We start from the raw sequence: 14,733 nt of genomic DNA, 5'->3' as shown, positions 1-14,733 counted from the left end.
GCCAATGAATTTAAGCAGGAGCCTAGCGGCTAAATCCACCGCTCGGTAGCGGCGCGGGGAAGGCGCCGCCGGATTGTTGCGAGGTCTGGGCCTGGGCCGGCGCCGCAGGCTGCGGCTGCTGGTCGTCGGCGGGTGGCGCGGTGGTGCGGCGGCGGACGATCTTCTTCGGCTTCGGCTCCGGCGGCAGCGCGGCGGGCGCGCCCTCCTCGGCTGCGGCATCGGGCGCAGCCGCCTGATCTGCGGCCGGCGCTGCCCTGCCCTTGGCGTGCTTCTTGGCGCCCTTCGGCGGCTCCGGCGGCTCCGGCGGCGGGGCCGGCTGGGCGGCGGCGGCTGCCGCGGCGTTCTGCTGATCGATCTGTTCCTGCTGCGAGCCCTTGTACATTTCCTTCGGCACGCCCTGCTCGAGGCCGGGCACGCCCTCGGGGAATACCGGCTTGCGGTCGCCCTGCAGCTTCTTCTTGGTATCGAGGAAGTCGAGCAGGTCGCTCGGATCGAAATTGGACATGCCGCCACCGCCGCAACCCGCCAGCACGCTGCAAAGCGCTGTCAGAACTGCGGCTGCGATCAGGCGTTGCGAGCGGCGCATGGTCGATCTCTCACTCAAACTCGGGTTTTGTCTGGGCATGATCCGATCGGAAAACCGGTTCCCACTTTTCCGGATCATGCCTCAAGTCAGCTTTTCGCCACCGGCGGCAACAGTGCCTGCAGCGCCTCGGCGCGCGAGCGCATGCTCGGCGGCGTCTCGCCGTCGTTGGCAATCTGGTCGAGCCACTGCCGCGCAGCGGTGGCATCGTTGGCGCGCCAGGCCGACAGCGCCAGCAGCTCGCGCGCGGAATGGCGGAACGTCGAGTCCTTCGCCGTTGCCGTCGCCTCGAGCCGTTGCAGCATGTTCGGATAGGTGGTGGTCTCCATCAGGATCTGCGCGGCGCGAATCCGCGCCAGGTCCTGCTCGGGACCGCCGACGCTGCGGTCGGCTGCGATCTCGTCATAGAGCTTCGCGGCAGCCGGCTGATCGCGGGTCGCGACCTCGGCGGCCATGCGCAGCCGCGCCAGATTGCGGTAACCCGACGGCGCCTTGGTGATGAGGGCGGCAAAGGCGGCCTCCGCCTCGGCATGCTTGTTCTGATCGGACAGTTCGACGGCGCGGTCGAACGCCGCGCCGGCCTCGGCGGCCTTCCTGGCCTCGAGATACTGGTAGCCGCGCCAGCCACCGACGCCCGCAACGATCAGGATCGCCAGCGCGATGATAAAGAGCGAGTACTTGTCCCACAGCTTCTTGAGCTGATCGCGACGGACTTCCTCGTCGACTTCGTCAAATAATTCAGACACTTAATGCTATCCCATCCCCTCGGGACCGCTGCTATCGGTGGGGCCCAGCCCCTACCCGATCCCCACATCGCCGCGGCGTTACCCTAATGGTGTGGCGGAGGCAAGGCAAAGCGAGGCGGATCAAAGTGTTAACGGGGGACGTTTGCGGCTGGCCTTAAACTACGTGGGCTCCCTTTCCGGCCCGCAGGTGCAGGACATTAAGCCCCGCTTGCCGGCAAGCTCTCCCTGATCTGGCGCTTGATCACCTTGCCGTTGGCATTGCGCGGCAGCGGCTCTGATGTCAGCGCCATGGTCTCCGGCACCTTGTAGTCCGAGAGCCGCTCGGCACACCAGGCGCGCAGGTTCTCCGCATCCACGTCCGTGCGTGTCACGATCACGGCGTGCACGCGCTCGCCGAGCACCGGGCAAGGTTTGGCGATGATCGCGCTCTCGACCACGGCGGGATGGCCGGCCAGGACGGACTCGACCTCGGCGGAATAGATCTTCAGGCCGCCGCGGTTGATCATGTCCTTCTGGCGATCGAACACGCGGACGAAGTTTGCCGCATCGATCGAACCGAGATCGCCGGAATGCCAGAAGCCGGCGGTGAAACTCTCCGCGGTTGCCTTCGGATTGTTCCAGTAGCCCTTGATGACCGAGGCGCTGCGGATCCAGAGCTCGCCGATCTCGCCGCGCGGCAGTTCGCGGCCGTCGGCGCCCATCACGATGATCTCGGCGCCGGGGCACGGCAGGCCGACGCTGTCGATATGGGCGGCGGTCAGTTCGCCCGGCATCAGCGTCGAGGGCGACGTGGTCTCGGTCGCGCCGTAGCAATTCGCAAGCTTCAGCCCGGGAATCTTGGCGTCGAGTTTTTCGATGGTCGCGACCGGCATCGGCGCGCCGCCGAAGCCGCCGATCCGCCAGCTCGACAGATCGTAGCTGTCGAAATCCGGCTGCATCAGGCAGAGATTGTACATCGCCGGCACCATCACCGTGTAGGTAACGCGCTCGCGCGCCGCGACCTTCAGATATTCCGAGGCCTTGAACTCCGGCATGATGATCAGCGCGCCGGCGCAGCGTGCCATCGTGGTGATGTTGGCGACCGCGCCGGTGACATGCGCGAGCGGCACCGCGGCGATCGAGCGATCCGCCCTGGTCAGCTTCAGGCACGAGGCGAACACCATCGAGGAGTGGATGATGTTGCAATGGGCGAGCATGGCGCCCTTCGGCCGGCCCGTGGTGCCCGAGGTGTAGAGGATCATCGCGGTGTCCTCTTCCCTCACCTGTGCCGGCGCCTGGGCCTGAGCGTTGTCCGCGAGTCCAGCGAATTGCGATGCGCCGTCGTCGCTGACGGAGATGCGATGCTTGAGGCCGGGAATGTCAGCCGCATCGGGGATGCGGTCGGCAAGCGCGGCCTCATGGACCAGAAGCGTCGCGCCGCAATCATTCAGCACATAGGCGATCTCGGGCTTCTGCTGGCGCGTCGAGAGCAGCACCGTGACCAGCCCGGCATGCGCGGCGGCGAACATCGTCAGCACGAATTCGATGCGGTTGCCAAGCAGGATCGCGACGCGGTCGCCGGGCGCAAGGCCGAGTTTTGCAAAGCCCGCCGCGACCTTGGCCGATTTCTCCGCGACCTCGCGCCAGCTCAGGCGCGTCGCGCCGCAGACCAGCGCCTCGCCGTCGCCATTCTGCGCAACGGCGTCCGCGATCATCGCCCACAGGCTGCCGGGCCGCTCCGGGAAAGCCGGCACGACGCGGTCGCCGAAGCGCGGCTCGAGCCGCATCGGCGGAATTGCGTGCTGCGACCAGTCCATGTCTGCCCCGTCAGCTCTTCTTCATGCCGTAGACGTGCTCTGGCCCCGGGAATGCGCGGCTCTTCACGTCGCGCGCATAGCCGGCGATCGCCTCCTCGATCATCGGACCGAGATTGCCGTAGCGGCGCACGAATTTCGGCGCCCGTGGCGACAGGCCGAGCATGTCCTCCAGCACCAGCACCTGGCCGTCGCAGGCCGCGCTGGCGCCGATGCCGATGGTGGGCACGGCGATCGACTGCGTGATCTTGCGCGCCAGCGGCTCGGCAACCGCCTCGACCACGATCGAGAACGCGCCGGCTTCCGCGATCGCCCTGGCGTCGTTCTCGATCGGCGCCCAGTTCTCCTCCTCGCGGCCCTGCGCGCGGAACGAGCCGAGCGTGTTGATCGACTGCGGCGTCAGACCGATATGGCCCATCACCGGAATGCCGCGGTCGGACAGGAACGCCACCGTCTCCGCCATCCGCGCGCCGCCCTCGAGCTTGACCGCGCCGCACAGCGTTTCCTTCATGATCCGCACCGCGGATTGAAACGCCTGCTCCTTCGAACCCTCATAGGAGCCGAACGGCATATCCACCACGACGAGCGCGGCCTGCGAGCCGCGCATCACCGCGCGGCCCTGCAGGATCATCATGTCGAGGGTCACCGGCACCGTGGTCTCGAAGCCGTGCATGACGTTGCCGAGGGAATCGCCGACCAGGATGGCGTCGCAATGACGGTCGACCAGCGCCGCGGTGTGCGCATGATAGGACGTCAGCATCACGATCGGCTCGCCGTTCTTGCGGGCGCGCAGATCGGGCGCGGTCTTGCGCTTGATGGCGGATTGAACAGACATAGTCAGGCTCCCATGACAGGCACGCCGATCACGACCGGGTGGAACGCAAACGCCAGCGCCAGATAGACGATGACACCGACCACGATCGCGATCAGGTCGTTGGTTGGGCCGCCCACCGGAATCGGCGGCGCGCCGGCATCCGCACGGCGCTTCAGCGAGATGCGGTCATAGACCGCCCAGCCGAGAAACGAGCCGAACAGGATGATCGAGCCGAGGTCGCCATTGGCGAGCAGATGCGCGAACGCCCACAGCTTCACACCGGCGAGCATCGGATGCTTCAGCGTGGTGTAGATGCGGCCGCGGATATAGGAGGCGACGACGAGGATGACGGCGGGCAGCATCAGCGCCACCGCGATGTGCTTGAACGCGGTCGGCGGCGTCCAGACGTCGATCCATCCGGTCGCGCGATAATGCGCAAAGCCCCAGATGATCAGTATGAGCCCGGCCGCGGAGGCGAGCGAATAGGCGATCTTGTAGACGCCCTCGCCCATCGCCTTGATCAGGCCGGCGCGCATCTCGCGCAGGCTCGTCAGCACATGGACGCCGAGGAACAGCACGAGACCCAGGATCATGACGAGCAGTCCCACGATGTTCCTCCCCTGATCGATCAATGCCTTCGCGTATCACCTTCGCCGGGCGGGTGGCAATGCGTCACGCCACGCACTCCGTCATTCCGGGATGGCCCGCAGGGCCGGACCCGGAATCTCGAGGTTGCCGGGCGCGCAAGCCAATCCCAGGATTCCGGGTTCGCGCTTTCAGCGCGCCCCGGAATGACGTGTGTCACGGCTTGTCGGCCGATTTGGCCAGCTCGCGGTTGTCGACATAGCGGATCATGATCGGCCGGCCGGCCAGCGCCCCGCCCAATCCGCCGGTGAATTTCAGCGGCAGGCAGGCATCCAGCGAGGCGTTGATCGCATTGAGGTAGGTGGTGCGGGTGTCGGCCGGGATGCCCCGCGTCGAAAATGTCAGGCGCGGCGTGCCGATCATCTCGCCGGTCCGCTTGAAGCTGAAGCGCACCGACATCTGCATGCCCTCGCGCGCGTCGTCCGGCGGCGGCGGCGCCCAGCAGGCGCGCAGCGCGGCGAAGAGATCGCCGATGGTATCGAGATCATGATCCGGCTTGCGGTACTTCGCGGCCTGGTCCTGCGGCGGCACCGTGAGGATCGTGAGCTGGAGATTTTCGCCGTACGGATAATCGATCTCGGGCAGGCACGGCCCGTGGTTGAACACGCTGCAATAGGATGGGATGCAGGGTCCGCTGTCGAGCACGCTGCAAGGTGTGTGCGCGAACGGCACCGGGTTGGTCTGATGCCGCTGCCGCGCAGAGGCCAAGCCCGCGAGGCCAAAGGCCAGCACGGCAAAAGCGAGGCAGATGGCGACGCGTCGGAGCATGCAGATGGACCCGGATTGCGCTTCCGGGGAAAATGGTGCCACGGCCGGAGCGCATCAAGCGGGGCCGTGTTCAATTCCTTGCGCTCGCGCCAACCTCTGCTGTGATCGCCCGGCTTGCCGCCTCCGCAAGATGCGACGGCGCGCCTAGCACCTGAGCCGGGTCGAAGCCTTGGCGTAGACGGGACCGGGCGATCCAGTATTCCAGAGGCAGTAGTGATCGATTGATGGGCCGCGGCGTACTGGGTCCCCCGGTCAAGCCGGGGGACGACACCGCGTATGCGGCCTTACGCCTTCTCCTTCACGTCCTCGCGTTTTTTCTCGCAACAACCCCACTGTCATCGCCCGGCTTGACCTGGCGATCCAGTATTCCAGAGGCAGTTGTGATTGACCAATAGGCCCCGGCGTACTGGGTCCCCCGGTCAAGCCGGGGGACGACACCGGAGCAAGCGGCCTTACGCCTTCTTCTTCACGTCCTTGACGTTGGAGAAGGTGATGCCCTCGGCGCGCTCGCGGGTGTAGCCGAGATAGAACTCGTTCTTGGCCATGAACACGGGATCGCCGTCGACGTCGTCGGCGATACCGGAATTGTTGGCCGAGATGAAGGCGTCAAGCTGCTTGCGGTCGTCGGATGAGATCCAGCGCGCCAGCGAGAATTCGGAGATCTCGAACTCGACCGGCAGCGAGTATTCCGCGTCCAGCCGCGCCTTCAGCACGTCGAGCTGCAGCGGGCCGACCACCCCGACCAGCGCCGGCGCGCCGTCGCGCGGGCGGAACACCTGCACGACGCCCTCCTCCGACATCTGCTGCAAGGCTTCCTTCAGCTTCTTCGCCTTCATCGCATCGGTGAGCCGGACGCGGCGGACGATTTCCGGCGCGAAGCTCGGCACGCCGACGAAGGTCAGATCCTCGCCCTCGGTCAGGGTGTCGCCGATCCGCAGCGTGCCGTGGTTGGGAATGCCGACGACGTCGCCGGCAAAGGCCTCGTCGGCGACCGAGCGGTCCTGCGCGAAGAAGAACTGCGGGCTCGACAGGCTCATGTTCTTGCCGGTGCGCACCAGCTTGGCCTTCATGCCGCGGCTGAGCTTGCCCGAGCACAGCCGTGCGAAGGCGATGCGGTCGCGGTGGTTCGGATCCATGTTGGCCTGGATCTTGAACACGAACGCGCTCATGCGCGGCTCGGCGGCCTCGACTTTGCGCAGATCCGAATCCTGCGCGCGCGGCGCCGGCGCGAACTTGCCGAGGCCTTCCAGCAAATCGCCGACGCCGAAATTGCGCAGCGCGCTGCCGAAATAGACCGGCGTCAGATGGCCTTCGCGGAATGCCGCGAGCTCGAACGGCTTGCAGGCCTCCGACGCCAGCGCGAGCTCGTCCTTGACCTCGGCGACGTCGAGATTGGGGTTGCGCTTGCCGAGATCGGCGATGTCGATCTGCTCGGTGGCGCCGGTCTTGGCGCCGCCGCCCTCGAGCAGCCGCACGCCGCCATTGACGACGTCATAGGTGCCGAGGAAGTCGCGGCCGCGGCCGACCGGCCAGGTCATCGGCGTGGTGTCGAGCGCCAGCGTCTTCTCGATCTCGTCCAGGAGCTCGAACGTGTCGCGGCTCTCGCGGTCCATCTTGTTGATGAAGGTGATGATCGGGATGTCGCGCAGCCGGCACACCTCGAACAGTTTCCGGGTGCGCGCCTCGATGCCTTTCGCGGCGTCGATCACCATGACCGCGGAATCGACCGCGGTCAGCGTGCGATAGGTATCTTCCGAGAAGTCCTCGTGGCCCGGCGTGTCCAAGAGGTTGAACACGAGGTCGTTGAACTCGAAGGTCATCACCGAGGTGACGACCGAGATGCCGCGCTCGCGCTCGATCTTCATCCAGTCCGAGCGCGTGTTGCGCCGCTCGCCCTTGGCCTTGACCTGGCCCGCGAGGTTGATGGCGCCGCCGAACAGCAACAGCTTTTCCGTCAGCGTGGTCTTGCCGGCGTCCGGGTGCGAGATGATCGCAAAGGTGCGCCGTCGCGCCACTTCCTCTGAAAGCGGCGAGCGGGACGGCGATTCGGCTGAAACTGAAATGTCGGACATGGCGGGGCATTTGGCAGGGAAAACGGGCGCAATCAAGGGCGTTTTGTCGCAATGCGGAACGACCGCACCGTCGCCATATAGGCACCGGAAGGACGACCTTCTCCTCACCATACCATTCGCGGGGACGACCCTGCCTTATCTGGAGGGTTCGTGATGGCTTGGACCATTCTGTTCACCGCTGGCCTACTCGAGATCGGCTGGGCGATCGGGCTGAAATATACCGAAGGGTTCTCGCGGCTGGTGCCGTCGGTGCTGACGCTGGCGGCGATGGCCGGCAGCGTGATCCTGCTCGGCCTCGCGCTCAAGACGCTGCCGATTGGAACCGCCTATGCGGTCTGGACCGGGATCGGCGCGGTCGGCACCGCGGCGCTCGGCATCATCCTGCTCGGTGAACCCGCGACCGCGATGCGGCTGGCCAGCATCGGACTGATCGTTGCCGGCATCGTCGGGCTGAAGCTGGTCGGCTGATGACTTCCTTGGGACGCGTTTTCCTAACGCGAACCGGCTTCCACTTCGCTCGAAAACGCTACTTCAGAATCTGCACCGCCCAATAGCTCGCGGCTGCGACCGCAGCCGACGCCGGGATCGTGATCACCCAGGCGTAGACGATCGAGCTCGCCACATTCCAGCGCACGGCGGAGAGCCGCCGTGCCGCGCCGACGCCGACGATGGCGCCGGTGATGGTGTGCGTGGTCGATACGGGAACCCCGAGATAGGTCGCCATGAACAGCGTCGCGGCGCCGCCGGTTTCGGCGCAAAAACCCTGCATCGGCGTCAGCTTGGTGATCCGCAGCCCCATGGTGCGGACGATCCGCCAGCCGCCCATCAGCGTGCCCAGCGCCATCGCGCTCTGGCAGGCCAGCACCACCCAGAACGGAATCTCGAAGGTGTCGCCGAGATGGCCCTGCGAATAGAGCAGCACGGCGATGATGCCCATGGTCTTCTGCGCGTCGTTGCCGCCATGGCCGAGCGAATAGAGCGACGCCGAGGCGAATTGCAGGATGCGGAAGGCGCGATCGACCGCGAACGGCGTCGAGCGCACCGAGAGCCAGGACACGATCGCGACCAGCACCAGCGCCAGCAGGAAGCCGACCAGCGGCGACAGCACGATCGCGAGCAAGGTCTTGGAGAGCCCGCTCCACACCGCCGCCGAAATGCCCGCCTTCGCCATGCCGGCGCCGACCAGGCCGCCGATCAGCGCGTGCGAGCTCGACGACGGAATGCCCAGCGCCCAGGTGATCACGTTCCAGACGATCGCGCCGACCAATGCGGCGAAGATCACGGTCGCATCCACCACCGACGGCTCGATGATCCCGGTGCCGATGGTATTGGCAACGTGCAGGCCGAACACCAGGAACGCGACGAAGTTGAAGAACGCCGCCCAGAATACCGCGTATTGCGGCCGCAGCACGCGGGTCGAGACGATGGTCGCGATCGAGTTCGCGGCATCGTGCAGGCCGTTCAGGAAGTCGAACAGCAGCGCGACCGCGATCAGGATGGTCAGAATCGGAAGACCCAGCGTGGCGTCCACGTGATGCCCCGCTCTACACTTGCTCGATCACGATCGAGTTGATCTCGTTGGCGACGTCGTCGAAGCGGTCGGCCACTTTCTCGAGGTGATCGTAGATCTCCGCGCCGACGATGAAGTCCATCGTATTGGCGTCGCGGTGCTTCAGGAATAGTTCCTTGAGCCCGATGTCATGGAGATCGTCGACCCGGCCCTCGAGCTTGGTCAGCTCCTCGGTGATCTGGGTCAGCATCGAGACGTTGTGGCCGATCGCCTGCAACAGGGGCAGCGCGCGGACCACCAGGTTGGCGCATTCGACGATCAGCGTGCCGATCTCGCGCATCGGCGGCTCGAACTCGCGCACCTCGAACAGCATGACCGCCTTTGCGGTCGCCTGCATCTGGTCGACCGCGTCATCCATCGAGGTGATCAGGTTCTTGATATCGCCGCGATCGAACGGGGTGATGAAGGTGCGGCGAACCGCGGTCAGGACCTCGCGGGTGACGCTATCGGCGTCGTTCTCGAACTGATTGACGCGCTGGCAGAAGACGGGTGTCTCCTCCCCGCCCTTCAGCATGTCCTGCAGCGCCAACGAGCACTGCACGGAGGTCTGGGCGTGGCGGGCGAACAGGTCGAAAAAGCGCTCTTCCTTGGGCAGGAAAGCGCGAAACCACCGCAGCATGTCTCAGTTCCATCGTTCCGGGACAGCCCTTTTAGCGACTGTCACAGAACTGTCATAGAGCATCTGGCGGGGAAAGCACCGGGATCGACCGCCCAAACGGGCGGTCGTCCACCGCTATGTCGGCCGGAAATCGCCGGGACCTGCCCTACAGCGACCGCCGCAACAGGTGGGCCAGCTCACCGACCAGGCCGCGCCGGAACAGCAGCACGCAGGCCACGAAGATCACGCCCTGGATCACCGTCACCCACTGGCCGAAGCCGGCGAGATATTGCTGCATGGCGATGATCACGAAGGCGCCGACCACGGGGCCGAAGATGGTGCCGAGACCGCCGACCAGCGTCATCAGCACGATTTCACCGGACATCGACCAGTGCACGTCGGTGAGCGAGGCATTCTGCGCCACGAACACCTTCAGCGAGCCGGCAAAGCCCGCCAGCGTGCCCGACAGGATGTAGGCCAGCATCTTGTACTGGTCGGTCTTGTAGCCGAGCGAGATCGCACGCGGCTCGTTCTCGCGGATCGACTTCAGCACCTCGCCGAACGGCGAGTTGATGGTGCGGTAGATCAGCAGGAAACCGGCGAGGAAGCCGACCAGCACGACGTAATAGAGCACCATCGGCTTCGAGAGGTCGAAGATGCCGAGCAGGCGGCCCTGCGGGATGCCCTGGATGCCGTCCTCACCGTGGGTGAACGGCGCCTGCAGGTAGATGAAGTAGAGCAGCTGCGACAGCGCCAGCGTGATCATCGAGAAATAGATGCCCTGGCGGCGGATCGAGATGAAGCCGGTGACCAGGCCGAGCAAGGCCGCGGCCGCGGTGCCGACCAGGATGCCGAGCTCCGGCGACAGCCCCCACACCTTCAGCGCATGCGCCGAGACGTAGCCGGCGGTGCCGAGGAACATCGCGTGGCCGAACGACAGCAGGCCGCCATAGCCGATCAGGAGGTTGAAGGCGCAGGCGAGCAGCGCGAAGCACAGCGCCTGCATGACGAAGAACGGATAGATCCCCGTCCACGGCACGATCGCCAGCAGCAGCGCCATCGCGGCGAATACGATCATCTCGTCGCGCATCGCGCGCGGCGTGATCGGAAGTGTATCGTCGGTCAATGCTGACATATCAAGCCGCCCGTCCCGTCAGTCCCGTTGGCTTCACCAGCAACACCACCACCATCAGGACAAACACCACGGTGTTGGAGGCCTCGGGATAAAAATACTTGGTCAGTCCCTCGATCACGCCGAGCGCGAAGCCGGTGATGATCGAGCCCATGATCGAGCCCATGCCGCCGATCACGACCACCGCGAACACCACGATGATGAGATCGGCGCCCATCAGCGGGCGGACCTGGTTGATCGGCGCCGACAGCACGCCGGCGAGCGCGGCAAGACCGACGCCGAGCCCGTAGGTCAGCGTGATCATGCGCGGCACGTTGATGCCGAATGCGCGCACCAGCGTCGGGTTCTCGGTTGCGGCGCGCAGGTAGGCGCCGAGCTGCGTCTTCTCGATCAGAAACCAGGTGGCAAGGCACACCACGAGCGAGAAGATGACGACCCAGCCGCGATAGATCGGCAGGAACATGAAGCCGAGATTGACGCCGCCCTTGAGCTGATCCGGGATCGAGTAAGGCAGGCCCGAGGAGCCGAAATAGTTCTGGAACACGCCCTGCACGATCAGCGCGATGCCGAAGGTCAGCAGCAGTCCGTAGAGATGGTCGAGGCCGGTCAGCCATTGCAGCATGGTCCGCTCAAGGATCATGCCGAAGATGCCGACCACGACGGGTGCGATGATCAGCGCCCACCAGTAATTGATGCCGCCCAGGTTGAGCAGGAAATACGCCACGAAGGCGCCCATCATGTAGAGCGCGCCATGCGCGAAATTGATGATGTTGAGCATGCCGAAGATGACGGCGAGCCCCAGACTGAGCAGCGCGTAGAACGAGCCGTTGATCAGTCCCACCAGAAGCTGTGCGTAGAGAGCCTGCATCGAATGAGCTTTCGCTAGATAGATGAAGCCCGCCGGCCACGCGCATGGCCGGCGGGCATGATCGTCACTTCTTCAGAAGCGCGCAGGTGCTCTTGTCGAGCGGCGTGAAGGCCTGGTTGCCCGGCACGGTGCCGACCAGCTTGTAGAAGTCCCACGGTCCCTTGGACTCCGAGGGCTTCTTCACCTCGAACAGATAGGCGTCGTGGGTGACGCGGCCGTTGGCCTCGACCTCGCCCTTGCCGAACAGCGGATCGTCGGTCGGGATCGTCTTCATCTTCGCGACCACCTTGGCGCCGTCATGCGGATTGCCGCCGAGCGTTTCCAGCGCCTTGAAGTAATGGATGAGGCCCGCATAGACGCCGGCCTGCACCATGGTCGGCGGCGCGCTGTTCTTCATCCGCTCCGAGAAGCGCTTGGAGAAGGCCCGGGTCTTGTCGTTGAGGTCCCAGTAGAACGTCTCGGTGAAGTTGAGGCCCTGCGCGGTCTCGAGCCCGATCGCCTTGACGTCGGTGAGGAACAGCAGCAGCGCCGCGAGCTTCTGGCCGCCCTTGACGATGCCGAACTCGGCCGCCTGCTTGATCGAGTTGGTGGTGTCGCCGCCGGCATTGGCGAGGCCGATGATCTTGGCCTTGGAGGCCTGCGCCTGCAGCAGGAAGGAGGAGAAGTCAGCGGTGTTGAGCGGATGCTTGACGCCGCCGACCACCTTACCGCCATTGGCGGTGACGACGGCCGTGGTGTCGCGCTCGAGCGCCGCGCCGAACGCGTAATCCGCGGTGAGGAAGAACCAGGTGTCCCCGCCCGCCTTCACCAGCGCCTGGCCGGTGGCGTGGGCGAGCATGTAGGTGTCGTAGGTCCAGTGCACGGTGTTCGGCGAGCACTGCGCGTTGGTGAGATCCGAAGTGGCGGCGCCCGAATTGATGTATACGCCGTTCTTTTCCTTCACGACGTTGTTGACCGCGAGCGCGACGCCGGAATTCGGCACGTCGACGATGGTGTCGACCTTGTCGACGTCGAACCACTGGCGGGCGATGGTGGTGCCGATATCCGGCTTGTTCTGGTGATCGCCGGAGATCAGGTCGATGGTCCAGCCCTTGGCCTTGAGGCCGGAGTCCTCGATCGCCATCTGCGCCGCCAGCGTCGAGCCGGGGCCGGCGAGATCGGCGTAGAGGCCGGACTGATCGGACAGCGCGCCGATCTTGACCGTCTTGTCGAGCTTTTCCTGGGCGGAGGCGACGCTTGCAGCCGAGAGCACCATCGCGGTGCCGAGCAGGAGCGCCGAAATCTTGTTCTTCATGTCGTATTCCCTCGTCTTAAATTTTCTGGTTCTGGCGATATCAGACGCCGAGATAGGTATGGAGCTTGTCCATGTTGGCCGACAGCTCGGAATTGGCGAAGCCGTCGATCACCTTGCCGTGCTCGACAATGTAGTAGCGGTCCGCAACGGTCGAGGCGAAACGGAAATTCTGTTCGACCAACAGGATGGTGAATCCCTGCGACTTCAGGCGCGCAATGGTGTGCCCGATCTGCTGAATGATGACCGGCGCCAACCCTTCGGTCGGCTCGTCCAGCATCAGGAAGCGCGCGCCGGTCCGCAGGATGCGCGCAATCGCCAGCATCTGCTGCTCGCCGCCCGAGAGCTTGGTGCCCTGGCTGGTGAGGCGCTCCTTCAGGTTGGGAAACAGCGTGAAGATCTGGTCGAGCGGCAGGCCGCCCGGGCGCACCACCGGCGGCAGCAGCAGGTTCTCGCGCACGTCGAGGCTGGCGAAAATGCCGCGCTCCTCGGGACAGAATGCGATGCCGAGCCGCGCAATCCGGTCCGAGGTGGCGCGGATGATTTCCTGATTGTCGAAGCGGATCGAGCCGGAGCGCTTGTTAATGACGCCCATCACCGACTTCAACGTGGTGGTCTTGCCGGCACCGTTGCGGCCGAGCAGCGTCACCACCTCGCCGGCCTTCACGTTGAAATTGATGCCGTGAAGGATGTGGGATTCGCCGTACCAGGCCTGCAGATCCTTGACCGTCAGCACGTCGGCGCCGGCCGCAGCCACGGGCTTCTCCGCCAGTTTTGCCTCAGCCATGACCCGCTCCCAGATAGGCTTCCTTCACGCGCTCGTCCTTGGAGAGGTCGGCGTAGTTGCCCTCGGCCAGCACCTGCCCGCGCGTCAGCACGGTGATGATGTCGGAGAGGTTGGCCACCACCGAGAGGTTATGTTCGACCATCAGGATGGTGTATTTCGCGGAGATCCGCTTGATCAGCGCCGCGATCTTGTCGATGTCCTCGTGGCCCATGCCGGCCATCGGCTCGTCGAGCAGCATCATCTCGGGGTCGAGCGCGAGCGTCGTTGCAATTTCAAGTGCGCGCTTGCGGCCGTACGGCATCTCGACCGCCGGCGTGTTGGCGAATTCGCTGAGGCCGACGTCGTTCAGGAGCTCGTGGGCGCGCGGATTGAAGCGGTCGAGCACGCTTTTCGAACGCCAGAAATCGAACGACGAACCGTGTTGCCGCTGCAGCGCCACGCGAACGTTCTCGAGCGCGGTCAGATGCGGAAATACCGCCGAAATCTGAAACGAACGGACCAGCCCGAGGCGCGCAACGTCGGCCGGCGGCATCGCGGTGATGTCGTGGCCCTTGTAGCGAATCTGGCCTGCCGACGGCTTCAGGAATTTGGTCAGCAGATTGAAACAGGTCGTCTTGCCGGCGCCGTTCGGCCCGATCAACGCATGGATACTGCCCCGACGCACTTTCAACGCGACGTCGCGAACGGCGAAGAAACCCGCGAATTCCTTGGTCAACCCGCTGGTTTCGAGGATGAACTCATCGGCCAAATAGATTCCCCCATACGCCATCGCTGCGAAGCCCCTCGCCCGCGTGGCCAGCTTTTTTCGTGTCCGACAGGCGTCCGATCCGTCTTGGAAACCGTCCGGGGCCCGTCGCCTCCGGGCCGGAATATGCCGTCATCTGCGGCGGTTACGCAAGGTGGAAAGCTGTGCAGTGCGGCATCCGCGTGACCGGTTCCGGTTGATCCTTAGTCGAATGGCATTTCGGCGCGCTTTGCGCCTCGGGAAAGCGGTCGTTAACGGTGTTTTGCTCCGGACTCCCGCTTTCATAGAATATTTGCGCCTCTCGCCGAAGCTCCGGCCATT

Annotated in this window: 15 protein-coding genes; 1 reads left to right on the top strand and 14 read right to left on the bottom strand. The window is 65.1% G+C overall.

What is annotated here, in order from left to right; genetic code table 11:
- Positions 1 to 22: 22 nt before the first annotated feature.
- From ACE10X_RS19540 to ACE10X_RS19510, 7 genes are all read right to left on the bottom strand, one after another.
- The gene (locus ACE10X_RS19540; protein ID WP_038383673.1) at positions 23 to 586 is read right to left on the bottom strand and encodes a hypothetical protein; all 564 of its coding nucleotides are present in this window, start codon (positions 584 to 586) and stop codon (positions 23 to 25) included.
- 86 nt (positions 587 to 672) lie between these two features.
- Complete coding sequence (locus ACE10X_RS19535; RefSeq protein WP_016839891.1) at positions 673 to 1,329, bottom strand: tetratricopeptide repeat protein; 657 nt, start codon at positions 1,327 to 1,329, stop codon at positions 673 to 675.
- 197 nt (positions 1,330 to 1,526) lie between these two features.
- Positions 1,527 to 3,125 (bottom strand): class I adenylate-forming enzyme family protein, encoded by a 1,599-nt coding sequence (locus tag ACE10X_RS19530; RefSeq protein WP_304555636.1) that lies wholly within the window; start codon positions 3,123 to 3,125, stop codon positions 1,527 to 1,529.
- Between the two features lie 10 nt (positions 3,126 to 3,135).
- The gene (gene panB / locus ACE10X_RS19525) at positions 3,136 to 3,957 is read right to left on the bottom strand and encodes a 3-methyl-2-oxobutanoate hydroxymethyltransferase (RefSeq protein ID WP_028344770.1); all 822 of its coding nucleotides are present in this window, start codon (positions 3,955 to 3,957) and stop codon (positions 3,136 to 3,138) included.
- A gap of 2 nt (positions 3,958 to 3,959) precedes the next feature.
- The gene (locus ACE10X_RS19520) at positions 3,960 to 4,544 is read right to left on the bottom strand and encodes an NnrU family protein (protein ID WP_038383671.1); all 585 of its coding nucleotides are present in this window, start codon (positions 4,542 to 4,544) and stop codon (positions 3,960 to 3,962) included.
- Positions 4,545 to 4,737: 193 nt separating this feature from the next.
- Positions 4,738 to 5,349: a hypothetical protein gene (locus ACE10X_RS19515; protein WP_038383668.1), complete on the bottom strand. Its 612-nt coding sequence runs from the start codon at positions 5,347 to 5,349 to the stop codon at positions 4,738 to 4,740.
- Between the two features lie 452 nt (positions 5,350 to 5,801).
- Positions 5,802 to 7,421 carry a peptide chain release factor 3 gene (locus ACE10X_RS19510; protein WP_038383667.1) on the bottom strand — a complete coding sequence of 540 codons (1,620 nt, stop codon included), beginning with the start codon at positions 7,419 to 7,421 and terminating at the stop codon, positions 5,802 to 5,804.
- 153 nt (positions 7,422 to 7,574) lie between these two features.
- On the opposite strand from ACE10X_RS19510, the gene sugE reads away from it, so the two are divergent.
- Positions 7,575 to 7,889 (top strand): quaternary ammonium compound efflux SMR transporter SugE, encoded by a 315-nt coding sequence (gene sugE, locus ACE10X_RS19505; protein WP_016839884.1) that lies wholly within the window; start codon positions 7,575 to 7,577, stop codon positions 7,887 to 7,889.
- Positions 7,890 to 7,947: 58 nt separating this feature from the next.
- Here sugE and ACE10X_RS19500 read toward each other — a convergent pair whose 3' ends face one another.
- The 7 genes from ACE10X_RS19500 to ACE10X_RS19470 all read right to left on the bottom strand — a co-directional run bounded on the left by ACE10X_RS19500 (position 7,948) and on the right by ACE10X_RS19470 (position 14,415).
- On the bottom strand, positions 7,948 to 8,952 hold the full coding sequence (locus tag ACE10X_RS19500) for an inorganic phosphate transporter (RefSeq protein ID WP_038383666.1): 1,005 nt from the start codon (positions 8,950 to 8,952) through the stop codon (positions 7,948 to 7,950).
- Positions 8,953 to 8,965: 13 nt separating this feature from the next.
- Positions 8,966 to 9,610, bottom strand: coding sequence for a DUF47 domain-containing protein (locus ACE10X_RS19495; protein ID WP_038383665.1), 645 nt, complete (start codon positions 9,608 to 9,610; stop codon positions 8,966 to 8,968).
- A gap of 145 nt (positions 9,611 to 9,755) precedes the next feature.
- Positions 9,756 to 10,724, bottom strand: coding sequence for a branched-chain amino acid ABC transporter permease (locus tag ACE10X_RS19490; protein ID WP_038383664.1), 969 nt, complete (start codon positions 10,722 to 10,724; stop codon positions 9,756 to 9,758).
- Between the two features lies 1 nt (position 10,725).
- Positions 10,726 to 11,589: a branched-chain amino acid ABC transporter permease gene (locus tag ACE10X_RS19485; protein WP_016839880.1), complete on the bottom strand. Its 864-nt coding sequence runs from the start codon at positions 11,587 to 11,589 to the stop codon at positions 10,726 to 10,728.
- 64 nt (positions 11,590 to 11,653) lie between these two features.
- Complete coding sequence (locus ACE10X_RS19480) at positions 11,654 to 12,883, bottom strand: ABC transporter substrate-binding protein (protein ID WP_038383663.1); 1,230 nt, start codon at positions 12,881 to 12,883, stop codon at positions 11,654 to 11,656.
- 40 nt (positions 12,884 to 12,923) lie between these two features.
- On the bottom strand, positions 12,924 to 13,667 hold the full coding sequence (locus ACE10X_RS19475) for an ABC transporter ATP-binding protein (protein ID WP_038383662.1): 744 nt from the start codon (positions 13,665 to 13,667) through the stop codon (positions 12,924 to 12,926).
- The gene (locus ACE10X_RS19470) at positions 13,660 to 14,415 is read right to left on the bottom strand and encodes an ABC transporter ATP-binding protein (RefSeq protein WP_016839877.1); all 756 of its coding nucleotides are present in this window, start codon (positions 14,413 to 14,415) and stop codon (positions 13,660 to 13,662) included. The genes ACE10X_RS19475 and ACE10X_RS19470 overlap by 8 nt, the downstream gene beginning before the upstream one ends.
- Positions 14,416 to 14,733 lie beyond the last annotated feature (318 nt).

The sequence above is a fragment of the Bradyrhizobium sp. Pha-3 genome, assembly GCF_042258325.1.
GTDB lineage: Bacteria > Pseudomonadota > Alphaproteobacteria > Rhizobiales > Xanthobacteraceae > Bradyrhizobium > Bradyrhizobium elkanii.
The sequence above is the reverse complement of the archived record's forward strand: the minus strand, read 5'-3'. Positions and strand labels throughout refer to the sequence as shown.

What these genes read in the sequence shown, in the direction of transcription:
- ACE10X_RS19540 (WP_038383673.1), bottom strand. Translation starts at nt 586, where the DNA reads ATGCGCCGCTCGCAACGCCTGATCGCAGCCGCAGTTCTGACAGCGCTT.
- ACE10X_RS19530 (WP_304555636.1), bottom strand. Translation starts at nt 3,125, where the DNA reads ATGGACTGGTCGCAGCACGCAATTCCGCCGATGCGGCTCGAGCCGCGC.
- panB (WP_028344770.1), bottom strand. Translation starts at nt 3,957, where the DNA reads ATGTCTGTTCAATCCGCCATCAAGCGCAAGACCGCGCCCGATCTGCGC.
- ACE10X_RS19515 (WP_038383668.1), bottom strand. Translation starts at nt 5,349, where the DNA reads ATGCTCCGACGCGTCGCCATCTGCCTCGCTTTTGCCGTGCTGGCCTTT.
- ACE10X_RS19510 (WP_038383667.1), bottom strand. Translation starts at nt 7,421, where the DNA reads ATGTCCGACATTTCAGTTTCAGCCGAATCGCCGTCCCGCTCGCCGCTT.
- sugE (WP_016839884.1), top strand. Translation starts at nt 7,575, where the DNA reads ATGGCTTGGACCATTCTGTTCACCGCTGGCCTACTCGAGATCGGCTGG.
- ACE10X_RS19495 (WP_038383665.1), bottom strand. Translation starts at nt 9,610, where the DNA reads ATGCTGCGGTGGTTTCGCGCTTTCCTGCCCAAGGAAGAGCGCTTTTTC.
- ACE10X_RS19490 (WP_038383664.1), bottom strand. Translation starts at nt 10,724, where the DNA reads ATGTCAGCATTGACCGACGATACACTTCCGATCACGCCGCGCGCGATG.
- ACE10X_RS19485 (WP_016839880.1), bottom strand. Translation starts at nt 11,589, where the DNA reads ATGCAGGCTCTCTACGCACAGCTTCTGGTGGGACTGATCAACGGCTCG.
- ACE10X_RS19480 (WP_038383663.1), bottom strand. Translation starts at nt 12,883, where the DNA reads ATGAAGAACAAGATTTCGGCGCTCCTGCTCGGCACCGCGATGGTGCTC.
- ACE10X_RS19475 (WP_038383662.1), bottom strand. Translation starts at nt 13,667, where the DNA reads ATGGCTGAGGCAAAACTGGCGGAGAAGCCCGTGGCTGCGGCCGGCGCC.